Origin of the sequence: Rhizobium rosettiformans (assembly GCF_016806065.1) — a bacterium.
Taxonomy (GTDB): domain Bacteria; phylum Pseudomonadota; class Alphaproteobacteria; order Rhizobiales; family Rhizobiaceae; genus Allorhizobium.
In genome coordinates this window covers 2,515,599-2,533,682 of sequence record NZ_CP032405.1, presented here as the reverse complement: position 1 = coordinate 2,533,682, position 18,084 = coordinate 2,515,599, and the positions used below count along the sequence as shown (strand labels likewise).

At 62.2% G+C, this 18,084-nt stretch carries 17 protein-coding genes and 1 pseudogene; 9 read left to right on the top strand and 9 right to left on the bottom strand.

Annotation, left to right across the window (positions count from 1 at the left end):
- Window positions 1-4: 4 nt before the first annotated feature.
- Complete coding sequence (locus tag D4A92_RS12160) at window positions 5-1,189, bottom strand: MFS transporter (RefSeq protein WP_203013434.1); 1,185 nt, start codon at window positions 1,187-1,189, stop codon at window positions 5-7.
- Between the two features lie 155 nt (window positions 1,190-1,344).
- Here D4A92_RS12160 and D4A92_RS12155 point away from each other — a divergent pair, with 155 nt between their 5' ends.
- Complete coding sequence (locus tag D4A92_RS12155) at window positions 1,345-1,686, top strand: type II toxin-antitoxin system RelE/ParE family toxin (RefSeq protein WP_203013431.1); 342 nt, start codon at window positions 1,345-1,347, stop codon at window positions 1,684-1,686.
- Here D4A92_RS12155 and D4A92_RS12150 read toward each other — a convergent pair.
- The 4 genes from D4A92_RS12150 to D4A92_RS12135 form a co-directional block, all read right to left on the bottom strand.
- Window positions 1,683-1,994: a helix-turn-helix domain-containing protein gene (locus tag D4A92_RS12150; RefSeq protein WP_203013428.1), complete on the bottom strand. Its 312-nt coding sequence runs from the start codon at window positions 1,992-1,994 to the stop codon at window positions 1,683-1,685. The two genes, D4A92_RS12155 and D4A92_RS12150, sit on opposite strands and share 4 nt — an antisense overlap.
- Window positions 1,995-2,061: 67 nt before the next feature.
- On the bottom strand, window positions 2,062-3,981 hold the full coding sequence (gene dxs, locus D4A92_RS12145) for a 1-deoxy-D-xylulose-5-phosphate synthase (RefSeq protein WP_203013425.1): 1,920 nt from the start codon (window positions 3,979-3,981) through the stop codon (window positions 2,062-2,064).
- 89 nt (window positions 3,982-4,070) lie between these two features.
- Window positions 4,071-4,997, bottom strand: a complete 927-nt coding sequence (locus D4A92_RS12140) for a pirin family protein (protein WP_203013422.1) — start codon at window positions 4,995-4,997, stop codon at window positions 4,071-4,073.
- Between the two features lie 155 nt (window positions 4,998-5,152).
- Window positions 5,153-6,511, bottom strand: coding sequence for a GntP family permease (locus D4A92_RS12135; protein ID WP_203013419.1), 1,359 nt, complete (start codon window positions 6,509-6,511; stop codon window positions 5,153-5,155).
- Between the two features lie 263 nt (window positions 6,512-6,774).
- Here D4A92_RS12135 and D4A92_RS12130 point away from each other — a divergent pair.
- Window positions 6,775-7,128 (top strand): annotated as a pseudogene (locus D4A92_RS12130) (response regulator).
- A 44-nt stretch (window positions 7,129-7,172) separates the two neighbouring features.
- Here D4A92_RS12130 and D4A92_RS12125 read toward each other — a convergent pair.
- The 4 genes from D4A92_RS12125 to D4A92_RS12110 all read right to left on the bottom strand — a co-directional run bounded on the left by D4A92_RS12125 (window position 7,173) and on the right by D4A92_RS12110 (window position 11,296).
- Window positions 7,173-7,547: a DUF1850 domain-containing protein gene (locus D4A92_RS12125; protein ID WP_203013417.1), complete on the bottom strand. Its 375-nt coding sequence runs from the start codon at window positions 7,545-7,547 to the stop codon at window positions 7,173-7,175.
- The gene (locus D4A92_RS12120; RefSeq protein WP_203013414.1) at window positions 7,544-9,661 is read right to left on the bottom strand and encodes a TRAP transporter permease; all 2,118 of its coding nucleotides are present in this window, start codon (window positions 9,659-9,661) and stop codon (window positions 7,544-7,546) included. The genes D4A92_RS12125 and D4A92_RS12120 overlap by 4 nt, the downstream gene beginning before the upstream one ends.
- Before the next feature lie 92 nt (window positions 9,662-9,753).
- Window positions 9,754-10,710, bottom strand: coding sequence for a TAXI family TRAP transporter solute-binding subunit (locus tag D4A92_RS12115; RefSeq protein WP_203013411.1), 957 nt, complete (start codon window positions 10,708-10,710; stop codon window positions 9,754-9,756).
- Between the two features lie 115 nt (window positions 10,711-10,825).
- Window positions 10,826-11,296 carry an Lrp/AsnC family transcriptional regulator gene (locus D4A92_RS12110; RefSeq protein ID WP_203013409.1) on the bottom strand — a complete coding sequence of 157 codons (471 nt, stop codon included), beginning with the start codon at window positions 11,294-11,296 and terminating at the stop codon, window positions 10,826-10,828.
- Between the two features lie 182 nt (window positions 11,297-11,478).
- Here D4A92_RS12110 and D4A92_RS12105 point away from each other — a divergent pair, with 182 nt between their 5' ends.
- The 7 genes from D4A92_RS12105 (at window position 11,479) to D4A92_RS12075 (ending at window position 17,994) form a co-directional block, all read left to right on the top strand.
- A complete protein-coding gene (locus tag D4A92_RS12105) occupies window positions 11,479-12,270 on the top strand; it encodes an ABC transporter ATP-binding protein (RefSeq protein WP_203013405.1) in 792 nt (263 codons plus the stop codon).
- 41 nt (window positions 12,271-12,311) lie between these two features.
- A complete protein-coding gene (locus D4A92_RS12100; RefSeq protein WP_203013403.1) occupies window positions 12,312-13,082 on the top strand; it encodes a transporter substrate-binding domain-containing protein in 771 nt (256 codons plus the stop codon).
- Window positions 13,083-13,103: 21 nt separating this feature from the next.
- The gene (locus D4A92_RS12095) at window positions 13,104-13,829 is read left to right on the top strand and encodes an ABC transporter permease (RefSeq protein ID WP_203013401.1); all 726 of its coding nucleotides are present in this window, start codon (window positions 13,104-13,106) and stop codon (window positions 13,827-13,829) included.
- 12 nt (window positions 13,830-13,841) lie between these two features.
- Window positions 13,842-14,531, top strand: coding sequence for an ABC transporter permease (locus tag D4A92_RS12090; RefSeq protein WP_203013399.1), 690 nt, complete (start codon window positions 13,842-13,844; stop codon window positions 14,529-14,531).
- Between the two features lie 22 nt (window positions 14,532-14,553).
- Window positions 14,554-15,786, top strand: coding sequence for a trans-sulfuration enzyme family protein (locus D4A92_RS12085; RefSeq protein WP_203013397.1), 1,233 nt, complete (start codon window positions 14,554-14,556; stop codon window positions 15,784-15,786).
- A 23-nt stretch (window positions 15,787-15,809) separates the two neighbouring features.
- Window positions 15,810-16,721 carry a homocysteine S-methyltransferase family protein gene (locus D4A92_RS12080; protein WP_203013395.1) on the top strand — a complete coding sequence of 304 codons (912 nt, stop codon included), beginning with the start codon at window positions 15,810-15,812 and terminating at the stop codon, window positions 16,719-16,721.
- A gap of 253 nt (window positions 16,722-16,974) precedes the next feature.
- Window positions 16,975-17,994 (top strand): TerC family protein, encoded by a 1,020-nt coding sequence (locus D4A92_RS12075; RefSeq protein WP_425958352.1) that lies wholly within the window; start codon window positions 16,975-16,977, stop codon window positions 17,992-17,994.
- Window positions 17,995-18,084: the final 90 nt, after the last annotated feature.

The following is an 18,084-nucleotide window of genomic DNA, read 5'->3' as shown; positions in this document are numbered from 1 at the left end:
AGCTTCAGCGCTTTGCTGCGCGCAAGCGCACGAGATTGAAGGCGAAAAAGCCGGTAAAGACGAGCATCAGCAGGCCGACAAAGACCGGACCGGCATCGACCGAGATCAGATCCATGGTCAGCCCCGTGCTGCCGGAGCCGGCGGCACTCCCGATCGAGTAAGCGAGTGCGAAGACGGCGGCGCCCGAGACCAGCAGGCCGCCACGAAAGCGTTCGCCGAGCAGGGTCAGCGCTGCGGTGTAGAGCGAGAAGCTCGCAGCACCAAGGATTGAGATGGCGATCAGCAGAGCGACCTGCGACGTCATGAAGGGCAGAGCGAGGAAGGCGATGGCGGCAATCAGCGAGCCGGAGACGGCGATCACCGGTCGCGACAGGCGATCCAGCAGCCAGCCGACGAAGGGCTGGGCGAGCGCCGTCGGCAAAGCCACCATGGTGACGACAAAGGCTGCGAAATTCTGGCTGTAGCCGCGTTCTACGAAATAGAGTGGGATCATCGAGATCGCCGCGATGTCCGAAAAGCCGAAGGCGACGACCATCAGCGTCAGAACCGGCGCCATTTTGACGAAGGTCAGGAGGCCGCCGGCTTCCGAGGCTTCCGGCTTGGTCTTGGCATAACGACCGAGCATGACCGAGGCAAAGGCGACGAGTGCCACGTAAGCTGCCGTCAGGGCGAAGGCGAAGCCGTCCTCGATGCCGACGAGCGGGATGGCGAGCGGACCTGCGGCAAAACCTGCACACATGCCGGCGCTATAGGCCCCGGAGACACGTCCGCGCAGGCGGTCGGGACAGGCGGTGTTCAGCCAGGCTTCGGAGACGGTGTAGATGATGCTGGTGCAGAATCCGAGCAGGAAGCGGGCGACGAACCAGATCCAGAGCTCATCGAAGGCCGAGAAGGTGGCGAGGCAGGCGGAGACGCCACACAGCGAGGCGACGATCAACCGGTCGCCGCGTATCTTCTGCGTCAGCGTCCCGATTAGAAGCGTCGATGAGGCGAGGCCCAGCGCAAAGACCGAGGCGTTGAGCCCCGCCATGCTGGAGGAGACACCGCGGCTTTCGAGGATCAGCGCGATCAGGGGATAGGTGAGCCCCTGCCCCACCGCAAAGGCAGTGACCCCAAGGATGACAACCGCGATCGCTGCCCAATCGGGCGCGATGTCGGCTGCGATATCCGTGGTGTGTGCCGTCTGCATGGGGCCTCCGAGGCGCGTTTCAGCGCCCGTCGATTGAAGGCCCGGTCTAGCGGGGGGATTGGTGGAAGTCCAGAGAGGGGTGTGCTTGCAGTCCGGAGGCGAATATGCGGAAATGCAACCCAGAGCGTTGCCTCATTGTCTGGCACGGTCGAAGCATGAGGAAGTTCGTCTTTGTCGACGAAGCAGCCAAACGCGCCTTTCTCGATCTACCAAGAGAGATGCAGCGCCAGTTCGGCGCCGATCTGCAGGCGGTTCAGCGCGGTGAACCGCCGTTTTCGCGCTGGAAGCACCTGACGGAAACCGTAGGTCCCGGTGCTATTGAGCTTATCGAGAATGCACCGAACGCCTATCGGGCCATTTACTGCGCCAAGTTTGCCGAGACGGTCTACATACTGCACGCGTTTACGAAGACGACGAACGGCGTTGATCGACATGCGATGAAAACAGCCGCCGAGCGATACAAGATCATGTTGCAGACGTTGAAAGCAAAGCCTTAGGCAGCTTGGACGACCTCGCAAACGACCCGGCCGGCTGCGTCAACCGAGGGCCTGAGCCGAACGTCGAGGCGTGCGAGCAAACCAATCAGCTTATCGGCGGAGAAAAGGTCGATCTTGCCGCGCATCAGTTCGCTGACGCGCGGCTGGGACACTCCGAGCGCCTCTGCGATCTCAGCCTGCCGCAGCTTTCTTTCCTCAAGCAACTTGCGAAGCGTCAACATCAGGTCCGCGCGAAACTGCAGATCCGCAGCTTCGGTCGAACTGTCCGCTATGACATCGAAGATATTGTCGTATTCCAGGCGCTCCAACGGGCAACTCCGAGACTTATACGGTTTTACGTATAATCCGTCGTGCTTGCCGTCCTGTCAATCCACCTCAACCTGCCGCAATCACACCCGGCACGTCCTGCCCAAGTGCTGCAAACACCGTCTTCAGAATACCCGCAGCATCCAGTCCGGCTCGGGCATACATCACCTCCGGCTTGGCCTGATCCATCCAGACGTCGGGCAGCACGAGCGAGCGGACCTTCAGGCCGTTATCGAGCAGGCCCTCGTTGACGAGGAAATGCATGACATGGCTGCCGAAGCCGCCGACGGCGCCTTCCTCGACTGTCACGACCACCTGGTGGTGGCGGGCAAGCTGGCGGATCAGGTCGTGATCGAGGGGCTTGGCGAAGCGGGCGTCGGCGACCGTGGTCGATAGGCCGGCAGCATCGAGGTCTTCGGCGGCCAGCAGACAGTCGGCGAGACGCGTTCCGAAGGAGAGGAGCGCGACCTTGGAGCCCTGCTTGACGATGCGGCCGCGGCCGATTTCAAGGATCTCGCCACGCTCCGGCATGGCAACGCCGACACCTTCGCCGCGCGGATAGCGGAAGGAGATCGGGCCTTCGTCGTAGGCAGCAGCCGTGCGGACCATATGCTTCAGTTCTGCCTCGTCGGCAGCGGCCATGACGACGAAGCCAGGCAGTGCTGCAAGGAAGCCGGTGTCGAAGGAGCCGGCATGGGTCGGGCCGTCGGCGCCGACGAAACCGGCGCGGTCGATGGGGAAGCGGACCGGCAGACCCTGGATGCCAACGTCATGCACGACCTGGTCGTAGCCGCGCTGCAGGAAGGTGGAATAGAGCGCGCAGAAGGGCTTGAAGCCTTCGGCGGCGAGACCGGCTGCAAAGGTTACCGCATGCTGTTCGGCAATGCCGACATCGAAGGTGCGCTCGGGGAAGAGCGACTGCAGCTTGTCGAGGCCGGTGCCAGAGGGCATGGCGGCGGTGATGCCGACGATCTTTTCATCGTGGCGAGCTTCCTCGACCAGCGCGTCGGCGAATACGGAGGTATAAGCCGGCGCATTCGGCTTGGCCTTGGCCTGGGTGCCGGTGATGACATCGAACTTGTTGACGCCGTGATACTTGTCGGCAGCAGCTTCGGCCGGCGCATAGCCTTTGCCCTTCTGGGTCACGACATGGATCAGCACCGGGCCCTTGGCATTGTCACGGACATTGCGCAACACCGGCAGAAGGTGATCGAAGGAGTGACCGTCGATCGGGCCGATATGATAAAAGCCGAGCTCCTCGAACATCGTGCCGCCGGTGACATAACCTCGGGCATGCTCGACGGCGCGGGTGATCGCGCGGTCGACGGTCTTGCCGAGATAGGCGGTCAGCTTCTTGCCGAACTCGCGGAAGCCCATATAGCTGCGACCGGAGGCGAGGCGCGCGAGATAGGCGCTCATCGCGCCCGTCGGCGGAGCGATCGACATGTCGTTGTCGTTGAGGATGACGATCAGGCGCGCATCGAGGGCGCCGGCATTGTTCAGTGCCTCATAGGCCATGCCGGCGGACATGGCGCCATCGCCGATCACGGCGATCACCTTGCGGTCGGTCTTGGACAACTCCGCGGCAACGGCCATGCCGAGACCGGCAGAGATTGAGGTCGAGGAATGGGCAGCACCGAAGGGATCGTATTCGCTCTCGGCGCGCTTGGTGAAGCCGGAGAGGCCGTCTTCCTGGCGCAGCGTGCGGATGCGGTCACGGCGGCCGGTCAGGATCTTGTGCGGATAACACTGGTGACCAACGTCGAAGATCAACCGGTCATCCGGCGTCTCGAAGACCTTGTGGATCGCGATCGTCAGCTCGACCACGCCGAGGCCCGCGCCCAGATGCCCTCCCGTTTTCGACACCGCATCGATCATCTCGTCGCGGACCTCGCGCGCCAGCTGCGGCAGGTCGCGATCCTCAATGGCCTTCAAGTCTTTCGGGAGATTGACCTTGTCCAGGAGCGGGGTATCGGGCAGGGATGTCACGGGCTGATGCCTCTTCAGTCTGTTTGGATGCGCGATACCATCCCCCGACGATCAGGGCAATTCCACGTCATCAAGCGCTTATATAGCGGTCAACGGCCCTCCGGCAAAGGTACGAACTCGTCTTCGTCACCGGGAACGATGTCAAAACGGCCGGTTCTCCACTCTTCCTTGGCCTGTTCGATGCGCTCCTTGGACGACGATACAAAGTTCCACCAGATATGTTTCCGGGTTTCCATGGCAGCGCCACCGAAGAGCATGACGTGACAGCCTGTCGCGCAGCCGATCAGGGTGATCTCGTCGCCGGGGCGGAAGACGAGCAACTGGTCCTGGGCAAAGCGATCGCCGGCGATCTCGATCTCGCCCGAGAGAATGTAGAGCGCGCGCTCTTCCTGGCCGGCATCGAAGGGGAAGCGGGCTCCGGGCTCGAGAGCGAGGTCGACATAGAGGGTCTCGGAGAACGTCGTGACCGGTGAACGCAATCCGCTCATCGATCCGATCACAACGCGTCCGGAAGCGCCGCGATCATTGAAGGTCGGCAGCTCGCCCTTTGCCGTATGGGCGAAGGCCGGGTCGATCTCCTCCAGATGATCCGGGAGCGCGATCCAGGTCTGCAGCCCCGACATCGAGAGTGGATGACCACGCAAGTTTTCCGGCGTGCGCTCGGAATGGACGATGCCGGAGCCCGCGGTCATCAGGTTGATGTCGCCCGGAGCGATCACCAGCTCCGTGCCGAGGCTGTCGCGATGCTTGATCTCGCCGTCGAAGAGATAGGTGACGGTCGAGAGTCCGATATGCGGATGCGGACGCACATCCATGGCTTCGCCCGCCTTCAGAACGGCAGGCCCCATGCGGTCGAAGAAGATGAAGGGCCCGACGAGACGGCGCCGGACAGAGGGGAGCGCGCGCCGCACCGCAAAACCGCCGATGTCGCTGGAACGGGGAATGATCAGATGTTCAATGGCGTCACAGGCAAAGGCGTCGCCGGGTACGGGGTCGTTGCCGGGAAAGAAGGACATGAAAACCTCTTCGTTTACGTTCAGAACGCGCCGCTCTCGTAGGGTGATGCTCCCATCATAGGGCGCTACCGAGCGACCACCGAGGGCTTTTTTTTCGATGGTCACGAGAACGGAAAGAGGCGTGATCGGCCTCTGCATCCGATAGCCATCGAAATTCAGAAGCTTCCGAAGCCGATCCCCAATGCGACGATCGCCGCACAGGCAACCAGCGGCACCAGGACTGCGACGACGAAGATGTCGCCGTAAGCCTGACGGTGGGTCATGCCACAGATCCCGAGCAGGGTGATGACGGCGCCGTTGTGCGGCAAGGTATCGAGCCCTCCCGTCGCAACAGCGATCACCCTGTGCAAGAGAGCGGGATCCACGTTCTGGCTTGCCGCCTGCGCAACGAGCGTCGGACCCAGCACATCCAGCGCAATCGACATTCCGCCAGAGGCCGAGCCCGTAATCCCGGAGAGAAGCCCCGAGGAGAGGGCTGCCGATATCACGACATTGCCGCCCGACAGGCCATCGATCGCCGACCGCAAGACTTCGAAGCCCGGGAGGATGGCAATCACGGCGCCGAAGCCGACGAGGCTTGCCGTATTGAACAGTGGAAGGAGCGAGCTTTCTGCGCCCGCCCCAGTCGTTTCGAGGATCTTCGGTGGTGGGCTGACGACAAGGGCGAGGACCAGGCCGAAGGTCAGGGCCGCGATGACGGACCAGAGCCCCTTGACCCTTGCCAGCTCCGTTGCGCCGTAAACCGGGTCTGCCAGATAGCTGGTATCGAGACCCGGCAGAATGAACTGATCCATCAGCAGCGTCATCGGCGCCACCGATGCAATCGGGAGGGCCGCCCGCCACAGGGGCAGCGCAACTGTCTCCGACGGGGCACCGTTTCGAACAGGTGGCGGCTCTCCGGCCAGACGTGCGGTTCTTGTCCGAAGCCAGAGTAGTCCAAGACCAAGCATGATGCCGCCAGCAATCAGGCCGAGACCCGGGGCAGCAAAAGGCGTCGTGGCGAAGGTCGTCATCGGAATGGCGTTCTGGATCGACGGCGTTCCGGGAAGTGCCGTCATGGTGAAGGTGAAGGCACCGAGCGCAATGGTCGCCGGGATCAGCCGGGCTGGAAGAGCGGTCTGAATGAAGAGAGCACGGGCCAGCGGCCAGGCAGTGAAGGCCACGACGAACAACGAGACGCCACCATAGGTCAAAACGGCGCAAGCAAGCACCACGGCAGGTATCGCGTTCTTGCGGCCCACCAGGTCGGCAATCGCCCTTGCCAGGGTGTCTGCGGCCCCGGACATCTCCATAACTCGCCCGAACATGGCTCCCAGCAGAAAGAGCGGGAAGAAGGAGATGACGAACCCTCCCGCTCCCTTCATGAAGACTTGGGTATAGCTGGCCAGCGCCGGATCTCCGGACAGCAAGGCGGCAACCACGGCAAGCAGCGGCGCAAGTGCCAGGACGGATGCGCCAGCCCAGGCCCCGGCAATGAGCAGCGTCAGGGCAAGCAGGATGATCAGGACAGACATGGGGGCCCCTCTTTATTGCGCCGCAATATATAGAGGAATCCGACCCGGTGAGCTACCGGCAACTGGCTCGCATTATCGACCATTCTTGCGGGGCAAGGATATGAGCATGAAGGAAATTTGCAACGTCGAGCTCAGACCAGGAACAGACTTGCATGCATTGGCTCTTTATCAGTTACACCTAATCATTTTCATCGTAACTGATTGATCATCCGGTGTGACTCGCCCGACAGACGTAGGAAGCGAGGCAATCTCCGGTAAAGAGAATTCTGGCAGTTGATGATTCCAAAACCACATCTTGTCCATGGTCACCCAGATGCTGGAAAGCGCTGGTTATGAGACGCTGCAGGCGGAAGATGGCATCGAGGGCCTGGAAGTGCTGGAAGGCAGCGCGCCTGACCTTGTTATCACCGACATCAAATGCCAAGGCTTGACCGGTTCGGGCTCATCGAGCGAATTCGCAACAGCGATCGCTACAGAGCCATCCCCATCCTTGCGCCAACGACCGAAAACGAACCTCAGAAGCGCAAACGCGCCCGCAAAGCCGGCGCCACGGCTGGATCGTCAAGCCTGTCGAAGCGGCCAAACTTGTCGACGCTGTGGGACGGTTGAGCGCCTGAGCTTCCGACGCCCCCTTGCAAACCTCATTTTGACGCAACCCTTATCAGGGGACGGAAGCCGGCGTGCAGGGGGATATCACGCTGTCCTCGCCGGCCTGTCCGCCCAATGTCAGGCATCCACCCTCGTGGCAGAGTTCCCAACCACCCGGTGTTTCTCCAGAAGCGGCGAGGCGTATCTCGGAAACCGGCGGCAGCGTCGGTTTCCAGCGCCACCAGCCGTCTTCAAGCACCGCCCCCTCGCCCGGCTCCATGCCGGCGCCGGATCCCTTGACGTTTGCCTGTGTCAGCTGAAGCCCGGAAGACGTCACCGCCCACTCTTCACGCCATTCCACCTTTTCGACCGAATGCTCCCAGGAGAGTGAAAAACTCGTGGTCGGGATGGTCAGAACGGTTGCGGCAAGCGCGACGCAAAGGCTCATGGCGCCCCTGTCTTGGGCGGTGCCGTGGCGATTGGCCCAGAGGCCTTGCCAGGGAACTTCCAGGCCATGAGGGCAAAGATCAGGACGAGCGCGCCACCGATCTCATCGGTGATCGGCAGGGCCGCGACGAGGAAGAAGGCGGCGGCGGCAGCGATCAGGCGGTGCAGGAGCGGCAGCGGCCGGTTGAGATAGCCGATGACGGCAACACCCCAGAGACCGATCGACAGGCTCGCTTTGAGGACAATGTAGAGGACAGCGAGCGGATAGCCGATGGCCTCGGCGAGCGGACCGCCATCCTGTAGCATCAGGGCCGGCGTGTAGACGGCCATGAAGGGAATGACGAAGCCAGCGGCCGCCACCTTCACCGCCTCGAAGGAGATGCGCAGGCCCGATTCCCTCGCGATCGGGGCCGCCGCGAAGCATGCAAGCGCCACCGGTGGGGTCAGGTCGGCGAGAATGCCGAAATAGAAGACGAACATGTGGCTAACGATCAGCGGGACGCCGAGTTCGAGCAATGCGGGGCCGGCGATCGAGGAAGTGATGATGTAATTCGGGATGGTCGGAATGCCCATGCCGAGCAGGATGCAGGTGAGCATGGTGAGGACCAGCGACAGGAAGAGGCTGTGCTGGCCGACCGCAACGACGAACTGGCCGAAGGTGTTGGCAGCGCCCGTGAGCGTCATGGTGCCGACGATGATGCCGACCACGGCACAGGCGACGCCGACCGGCAGCGCCGTCTTGGCACCATCCGCCAGGCTATCGACGCTCAGTTTCAGGGCTTGTCGGCCACCCTTGACCAGAAAATTCCAGGCAATCAGCACCAGAATAGCAATCAGGACTGCGCGGAAGCCATACTGGAAGAAGGAGGCACCGGCGAGGCCGATGCCGATCCAGAAGATGGTGCGGATCGCGGTGTTCGACATACCGATGGCGATCGAGCTGCCGAGGATGAGCAGCATGGTGAGCGCTAGGCCTGCGGTTCCTGCAAAGAGTGGCGTGTAGCCTGAGAAGAGCAGCCAGACGAGGGCTGCCAGCGGCAGCAATAGGTACCAGTGCTGGCGGATCGCCGCAGTCGCAGACGGAAGATCCTTCGGGTCGAGGCCGCTCAGGCCGCGCTTGCCGGCTTCGAGATGCACCATCCAGAAGACCGAGCAGAAATAGAGAATGGCGGGGATCAGCGCTGCCTTGACGATCTCGGCATATTCGACGCCGAGCGTTTCGGCCATGATGAAAGCGACGGCGCCCATAACCGGTGGCATGATCTGGCCGCCCATGGACGAGGTCGCCTCGACGCCGCCGGCAAAGGCGGGGCGATAGCCGAAGCGCTTCATCAGGGGGATGGTGAACTGGCCTGTCGTGACGACATTGGCGACGCCCGAGCCTGAGATCGTGCCCATCAGGCCCGACGAGATGACCGAGACCTTGGCCGGGCCGCCGCGCTTGTGGCCGACGAGGCCGAGGGACACATCGGTGAACAGCTTGATCATGCCGGCTCGTTCCAGGAAGGAGCCGAACAGGATGAAGAGGAAAATATAGGACGACGACACATAGGTCGGCACGCCATAGATGCCCTCGGTGCCATAAGCCATATGGTCGATCACCTGGGAAAAATCGTAGCCGCGGTGATTGAGCGGCGATGGAAGATACTCACCGAAGAAACAATAGCCGAGGAAGAGGCCCGAGATAATCGGCAGGGCCGGCCCCATGATCACCCAGGCGCCGACGAAGACGGTGGCGATGGCGAGGACCCCGAAATAGAGATCCATGGTGACGAGATCACCGGCGCGCAGGATCAGCGGCTCGTATTCGACATACTGGTAGACGGCGACGGCGACGCCTGCAGTGGCTAGCGCCCAGGCGCCTGCGGTGTAGATCGCGCCTTTGCGCAGATTGGCGGCCACCAGCGGGAAGCCGAGCAGCAGAAGGAAGGCGACATGGGTGGAGCGGACGAGCTGGCTCGGCAGGTCGATCAGATGGGCCGCGGTTGCGATCTGAAAGAGCGAGAAGGCAACGGCGATGCCATAGAGCAGCTTGCCCTCGGCCGTCGCCGGAAAAAGCTGCTCATGGGTGTTCGGTTCATGCGACAGGGTCTGGTCCGCAGTCGTGGCGCTCATGGGTATCCGTCCGAAGGGTAAGCAAAGGGGCAAAGGACCGGACGGCATGGTTGCCGCCCGGCCCTTCCGAGAATTTCAGAAGCCCGCAGGGCTCACAGCATTCCCTTTTCCTTGTAGTAGCGCTCAGCACCCGGATGCAGCGGGATCGGCATGCCCTTGGTGGCATCTTCCAGCTTGATGTCCTTGGCGGCGTTATGCGCAGCCTGGATCTCCGGCAGGTTCTCAAAGAGTTGCTTGGTCATCTCGTAGGCGAGATCGTCGGACACCTCGGAATGGGTCACGAGGAAGTTCACGACCGCGACCGTCGGCACGTCCTCCGTCTGGCCCTCATAGGTGCCAGCGGGAATGGTCGCCGCGATGTAGGGATCGCCGAGTGCGGTTGCCACTTCGGCCGGAACGGCAACCAAAGAGACCGGCAACGAGGTGGACAAGTCTTTCAGCGAGGCAACCCCGAGGCCAGCGGACTGGAGCGTCGCGTCGAGCTGGCGGTTCTTGATCAGTTCGACGGACTCCGCAAAGGGCAGATATTCGGTCTTGCCGAGATCTTCATAGCTCATGCTCGCGGCTTCGAGGATGGCACGGGCATTGAGTTCCGTGCCCGACTTCGGGGCGCCAACGGACAGGCTCTTGCCCTTGAGATCGGCAAGCGAGGTCACGCCGGAATCCTTCGTCGCGACGATCTGAATGAAGTTGGGGTAGATGGCGGCGATGCCACGCAGCTTGTCGAGCGGTGCCTTGAAGCCGGCATCGGCATCGCCTTCCGCCGCGAGCTTGACGCTATCGCCGAGCGAGAAGCCGATTTCGCCCTTGCCCTGCTGCAACAGATTGAGGTTTTCGACCGAGGCCTTGGTCGCCTGCACCTGGGTGCGGACATCCGGGATCTTGTCGCCGTAGATCTTCGACAGGGCGACGCCCAGCGGATAGTAGACGCCCGAGGTGCCACCAGTCAGCACGTTGACGAACTGCTCGGCGCGTGCGCCGGATGTACCAAATGCGACAGATGCGGCCAGCGCGGCAGCAGCCAAAGTGCTAAGTCTCGAAAAATGCATGATTGTCCTCCCAAACAATGTAAGCAATTGCGACATCATGGGGAGGCGAGAGAGGGGCGTCAACCTCGTATTTGACGAAGTTCAGGGATATGCTGGCGCAGGCGGAAATCTTCGCTCATTCCCCGACCGGAATATGCAGGCCGACCTTGACGTCGCGCAGCACGACATTGGTGTGCATGCGGCGTATCTGCGGGTTCTCCGCCATCAATTGCGCGCTGATATCGTCGTAATGCTCAACGTCGCGGGCGGTGATGATGGCGACGAGATCGACTTGGCCGGTGACGTAATAGACCTGCTGGACGTGCTCCTGCTTGTCGGCCCAGGCTCTGAAGCGGGCAAGCGCATCGTAATTGTCGCGTTCGATTTCCATGCCGGTGATGAAGGTCATCGGGAAGCTCGTTGCCTTGCGGTTCACCACGGCAATCTCGGCGGTGATGATGCCTTCGTCGCGGAGACGGCGAAGCCTGCGCTGCACGGCCGATGGCGACAGACCCACCTTGTCGGCGATGGCTTCCGCCTTAAGCTGGCAATCCCTCTGCACCACTTCGAGAATGCTGCGGTCGAATTGATCGAGCTTTTCCGGCATGGTTCCCCCTCCTTGCGCGACCTCGTTTTCGCCCCCTTATCCGATTTTGACTTATTGCGCCATCTTTCCGCACCATCTGATGCTCTGACGCAGGATTTTCCCACATTGCCGCTGAAATGCGCTCGAAATCCGCAGCTTCGGCCTCCTATGGTCTCGCAATTGTCAAACTACCTGGGATCAAGATGACAGGAACCGCCCCGGCCGCGCTCGACGTGCACGACATCCACAAGAGTTTCGCCGGCATCGAGGTTCTGAAGGGCATCTCTGCCACGGCCCAACGCGGGGACGTGATCTCGATCATCGGCTCGTCCGGTTCCGGCAAGAGCACCTTCCTGCGCTGCATCAACCTGCTCGAAGCGCCCGACCGCGGCCGCATCGTGGTGGGCGGTGAAGAGCTCAAGTTACGCCCGTCCCGCAAGGGCAGCCTCGAAGCCGCCGACCGCAAGCAGCTGGAACGGCTGCGCACCGGCCTTGGCATGGTGTTCCAGAGCTTCAATCTCTGGGCTCATCGCACGGTACTGGAAAACGTCATCGAGGCACCTGTTCACGTTCTGAAAATGCCGCGCCGCGAAGCGATCGAAAAGGCGGAAGCGCTGCTTGCCAAGGTCGGGCTCTACGACAAGCGTGATGCCTATCCGGCATTTCTCTCCGGCGGCCAGCAACAGCGGGCGGCGATTGCCCGCGCACTCTGCGTCGATCCGGCCGTCATGCTGTTCGACGAGCCGACCTCTGCGCTCGATCCCGAACTGGTCGGCGAGGTGCTGAAGGTCATCCGCGATCTCGCCGAAGAGGGCCGCACCATGCTGCTCGTCACGCATGAGATGAGCTTTGCCCGCGAGGTCTCCAGCCATGTGATGTTCCTCGACAAGGGGCGCGTCGAGGAAGAGGGACCGCCGGACCAGGTCTTCGGCGATCCGAAAAGCGCCCGTTGCCGTGAATTCACCCGCAGCCTTGGTGGGCGCGGGACTGATTGAACACAGATCCAGAACCATCCAACTACTCGGGGAAAACGACGATGAAACTGATCTCTCTTCTTCTCGCCGGTGCCGCCTTTGCGGCAACCGCCGTCACCGCCCAGGCCGAAGTCCGCTTCGGCATCATGAACGAGGCCTATCCGCCCTTCTTCGCCAAGGATGCCTCCGGCACCTGGAAGGGTTGGGAAATCGATCTGATGAACGCCGTCTGCGCGGAGATGAAGGAGACCTGCTCGGTCGTCGACGTCTCCTGGGACGGCCTGATCCCGGCGCTGCAGACGAAGAAGTTCGACGTCATCTGGTCGTCGATGTCGATCACCGAGGAGCGTCTCAAGACGATCGACTTCACCGACAAATACTACAATACGCCGAGCAAGCTGATCGGACCGAAGGACGCGACCCCGGGTGCGACGCCTGAGGCGGTCGACGGCAAGACGATCGGCATCCAGGTTTCGACCGTGCAGTCGGCCTATTATGCGAAGCACTTCGCCGACAAGGCCGAAGAGCAGACCTACGCTACCCTCGACGAAGCCTTCCAGGACCTTTCCGCCGGCCGCATCGACTATGTCTTTGGCGACGCGATCCCGCTTGCCGATTTCCTCAAGACCGATTTCGGCAAGGCTTGCTGCGCCGACATGGGCGACGTGGCGGCTGATCCGTCGGTTCTCGGCACCGGGATCGGCGGTGGGTTGCGCAAGGAAGACACAGAGCTGAAGGCCAAGCTGAATGCGGCGATCGCTGCCGTCCGCGCTTCCGGAAAGTATGACGAGATCACGAAGGCCTATTTCACCTTCGACGTCTACGGCCAGTAATCGGCAGGGATCGCAGACGAGATGGCGACGGGATCAATGACGGCATGGCAATTGCTGGCGCTTCAGCCTCCGGGCTGGGGCGGCGCGCTTTTGACAGGTGCTGCGACCACCGTCGCCATCTCGGCCTGCGCCTATACGATCGGCCTCGTCATCGGTCTGTTCGGGGCGCTCGGCAAGCTTTCCAACAACCGGACGGTCGGACTGATCCTCAAGGGCTATACCTCTGTCATCCGGGCGGTGCCGGAGCTGATCCTGATCGTCGGGCTCTATTATGCCGGCACCGACGGCCTCAACCGGCTGCTGATGGCATTTGGCCTGCCTACCGTAGAGGTCAACGGTTTCATTGCCGCCGTCGCCGTGCTCGGCTTCGTGCAGGGCGCTTACATGACCGAGGTGCTGCGCGGCGCGATCCTCGCCATCCCCACCGGTCAGCTCGAGGCGGCGCGGGCCTTCGGCATGTCGCCGTTGCTGCGCTTTCGTCGGGTGACCCTGCCGGCACTGCTTCCTAACGCCCTGCCCGGCATGGCCAATCTCTGGATGTCGGTCACCAAGGACAGTGCTCTGGTCGCCGTCGTCGGCTATCAGGAACTGGCGCTGACGACGCGCCTCGCGGGTGCCAATACCAAGGAATATTTCCTCTTCTTCCTGGCGGCGGCAGTTCTCTATCTGGTCATCACGCTTCTCTCCAACCTCGTCTTCCATGGCATCGAGCGCCGCGTGCGCCGGGGCCAGAAGCCGGCGCATTGAGGGGGACGTGAGATGAACTTTGAATGGATCGCGAAATATTGGCCGCTTCTGATCGACGGCGCCGTGCAGACCGTGGCCCTGCTGGTGATTTCGGTGAGCATCGGCTTCGTGCTGGCCGTCGGCCTCGCCTTTGCGCGGGTTAGCGGCGGGCCTGTCATCCGCAATCTCGCGCTCGGCTATTCCACGGTGTTTCGCGGAACGCCCCTGCTGATCCAGCTGTGGCTGCTCTATTACGGCGTGGGCTCGCTGCTGCCGATGGTGCCAGGACTTCGCCAGAGCTTCCTCTGGCCGATCCTGCGCGAAGGCTTCTTCTTCGCCGCCGTCTCCTTCACGCTCAACTTCGCGGCCTACCAGTCGGAAGTGCTGCGCGGTGCGCTCTTGTCCGTGCCGAAGGGCGAACTCGAAGCCGGACGCTCGCTCGGCATGAGCCCGTGGCAGCTCACACGGCGAATATGGTTGCCCCGCGCGATCCGCACGGCACTGCCGACGATTGCCGGCGAAATCGTGCTGCAGCTGAAAGCCACGCCGCTGGCCTTTACCGTGACGGTCATGGATCTCTATGCGGTCGCCTTCAAGGTTCGCCAGGACACGCTCCTCGTCTACGAACCGCTGCTCGTCGTCACCCTCTTCTATGTCGCGCTCACTGCGCTCATCACCCGTGCCTTCGGCATTGTCGAGGCGCAGGTGCCGATCCGCCGCTGAGGCGGCCCGAAAGTGTAATGCCATGACGAAAACCTTCGTGACCCATCCCCTGCCCGCGTCTGCCGGTCCTGAAACCCGGGCACTCGATGCCGGCCTGTTGATCGATCCCACGACCGGGGCGATTGCGCCCAATGTCTCGATGTCGGTCAACAATGCGCTGATGCCGGGCGACGGTGCCTTCTCCGCCGATGGCGTCGCTGATCTCGCCGATCTGCCCTATCTCTATGCCCGCTGGACGAACCCTACCGTGCGGCAGCTGGAACAGCGGCTGGCAGCGCTCGAAGGCGCCGAGGAGGCGCTGGCGACGGCGACCGGCATGGCGGCGATTGCCGGAACGCTCTTCACCTTTCTCCAGGCCGGCGACCATCTCGTCGTCTCGGATGTCTGCTACGCGGGCGCTGTCGAACTCACGCAGCGGGTGTTGCCGGATTTCGGCATTGAGGTGACACCGGTGAATATGGCGCGGCTCGATCTGGTTGAAGCCGCCATGCGGCCGAATACGCGGCTCGTGCATTGCGAGAGCCCCGTCAATCCGATCCTGCGCATCGTCGATCTCGAGGCGCTGGCGGCCATCGCCCATAAACATGGCGCGCTGATCTCGGTCGATTCCACCTTTGCCACACCGGTTGCCACACGGCCGCTGTCGCTCGGCGTCGATCTCGTCATCCATTCGCTGACCAAGTTCATCAATGGCCATGGCGACGTGCTGGGTGGGGCCGTGATCGGACGCAAGGAACTGATTGCCCGTATCAGGGGCCGCGCCGGCGTCTATCTCGGAGCGTCGCTTGCGGCCCAGTCGGCCTGGCTGATCATGCGTGGCATAGACACGCTTTATCCGCGCCTGCGCATGGCGTCGGACAGCGCCCTTGCGGTCGCAACCTTCCTGGAAGGGCATCCAGAGGTCGAGCGTGTGATTTATCCGGGTCTGAGCTCCCACCCTCAACATGATCTCGCCAAGCGCCAGATGGACGTGTTCGGCGGCATGATTGCGTTTCGCACGCGCGAGCCGAAAGCCGCCGCAGAGCGGCTCGCGACACGTCTACGTGTTGCCCACTATGCCTTTTCGCTCGGTCACCAGCGCAGCCTCGTGGTGCTGCTCGATACCGAGGAAATGATGACCTCCACCTTCCGCCTCACCGGCGAAGCCCTTTCCGATTATCGCGCCTATGCCAGCGACGGGCTCTTCCGCCTGTCGATCGGCCTTGAGACACCCGCAGACATCATCGCCGATCTCGACCAGGCGCTCACCCCTTGACCGTATCCAACGGAGACCATTCCATGGCTGACACACTGATCCTCGACGGCGGCATGAGCCGCGAACTTCTCCGGCTCGGCGCGGAGCTGAAGCAGCCGGAATGGTCGGCGCTGGCACTGATGAACAGCCCCGATATCGTCCGCCAGGTGCATGAGGAGTTCATTGCCGCCGGCGCCGATGTCGTCACCACCAATTCCTATGCGCTGGTGCCCTTCCATATCGGGGAGGAGCGGTTTCGTGCGGACGGCCCTGCCCTGATCGCGCTCTCCGGCCAGTTGGCGCGGGAGGCTGCCGATGCGGCAGGTCGCAAGGTTGTCGTCGCAGGGTCACTGCCGCCGATCTTCGGCTCCTACGAGCCGGAGAATTTCGACCCGTCGACGGTGCAGGATTATCTGAAGGTGCTGGTCGAGAACCTTAGCCCCCATGTCGATGTCTGGCTCGGCGAAACGCTGAGCCTGATTGCCGAGGGCGAGGCCGTGCGCAAGGCGATCCAGGCCCAGCCGAAGCCCTTCTGGATCTCGTTTACGCTCGCCGACGATGCGGCCCAGGTGGCCGGTGGCGAGCCGAAGCTGCGGTCGGGCGAAACCGTGCGCGCGGCTGCCGAATGGGCGGCGGGCTCTGGGGCTCAGGCACTGCTCTTCAACTGCGCCAAGCCCGAAGTGATGAAAAAGGCGGTTGAGACGGCGGCAGCGGTGTTTGCCGAAAAGGGTGTCAGCCTGAAGATCGGCGTCTATGCCAACGCCTTCGAGACGGACACCGACGACAAGGCCGCGAATGAAGGGCTGCACGACACGCGCCAGGACCTCACCGGCGACACCTATTCCCGCTTCGCCTGCGACTGGGCAGAGGCAGGCGCCACGATGATCGGCGGCTGCTGCGGGATCGGGGCGGAGCATATCCATCGGGTTGCGGGGGCGCTTAGAGCGAGGAGCTGATCGCTTCAGCGCCACTCTGACCAAAGAGCGTCGTTCCAATTATGGCATTCCTGTGTTTTTATCTCGTCACGGGGCTTGAACTCCCCGTGTCAGGCCCCCATTTCCGCTCCTGCGGACCGGGCCCCTCTGACGACGGATTTCCCTCGTGATGTCGGACCGCATCGAGCACGCTCGATGCCATGCCCGGACCGGACCTCTCTAAAGCTGAGACCGTGCGTGCATTGCATCGAGCCGGATCAATGCAACAGAGGTCATACACTTGGAACTCCTGCTCATTCTGTTTCTCGGCAAGCCACTCTGGATGTGGTTGCTGTTCATCCTGCTGGTCGTGGCGCTTCTCGCCTTCGATCTCGGCGTTCTCAACAAGAAGGACCATGAAATCGGTATCGCCGAAAGTTTGAAGCTTTCGGCCATGTACATCACGCTGGGATTGCTCTTCTCCGGCTTCATCTACTGGCAGATGGATACGACCGCGACCGCGCAGTATCTGACCGCCTTCGTGGTCGAGAAGACGCTGGCGATGGACAATATCTTCGTCATCGCACTGATCTTCGGCTTCTTCGCCATCCCGCGCGAATACCAGCACCGCGTGCTGTTCTGGGGTATTCTCGGGGTGATCGTGCTGCGCGGCATCATGATTGGTCTGGGTGCCACGATCGTCGACCAGTATCACTGGGTGCTCTACTTCTTCGCCGGCTTCCTGATCCTGACGGGCGTCAAGATGCTCTTCGTCGCCGACAAGGAGCACAAGATCGAGGACAATGCCCTGATCCGCTTCCTCAAGCGTCGCATGAACGTGACGGAAGAGATCCATGGCCACGCCTTCATCGTCAAGAAGCCGGATCCGGTGACGGGCAAGATCCGCCGTTTTGCCACCCCGCTCCTGCTGGCCCTGGTGACGATCGAGATCGCCGACCTCGTCTTTGCGGTCGACTCGGTGCCGGCTGTCTTCACCATCACCACCGATCCGTACATCGTCTACACCTCGAACATCTTCGCGATCCTGGGTCTGCGCGCCCTCTATTTCGCGCTGGATGCCATCCTGCACCGCTTCGCCTATCTCAAGTACGCTCTGTCGGTGCTGCTGATGTTCATCGGCTCGAAGATCTTCATTGCCTGGGGCATGGGCTGGGAGAAGTTCCCGCCGGAGTGGTCGCTCGGCATCACCTTCCTCATCCTCGGCGTGGGCGTTGGCTATTCGCTGTGGAAGACAGGGAGCGGTGCGCAGCAGGCAGAGACCAAGGCTGTCGAAGCGCGGAACCCGGCCGAGTAAACCCGGCACCTGGACATCGAAAACGACAAATGGCCCCTCGCGGGGCCATTTGCATTTGATGGAACGCGTTAGAAACCAAGCGGCGATGCC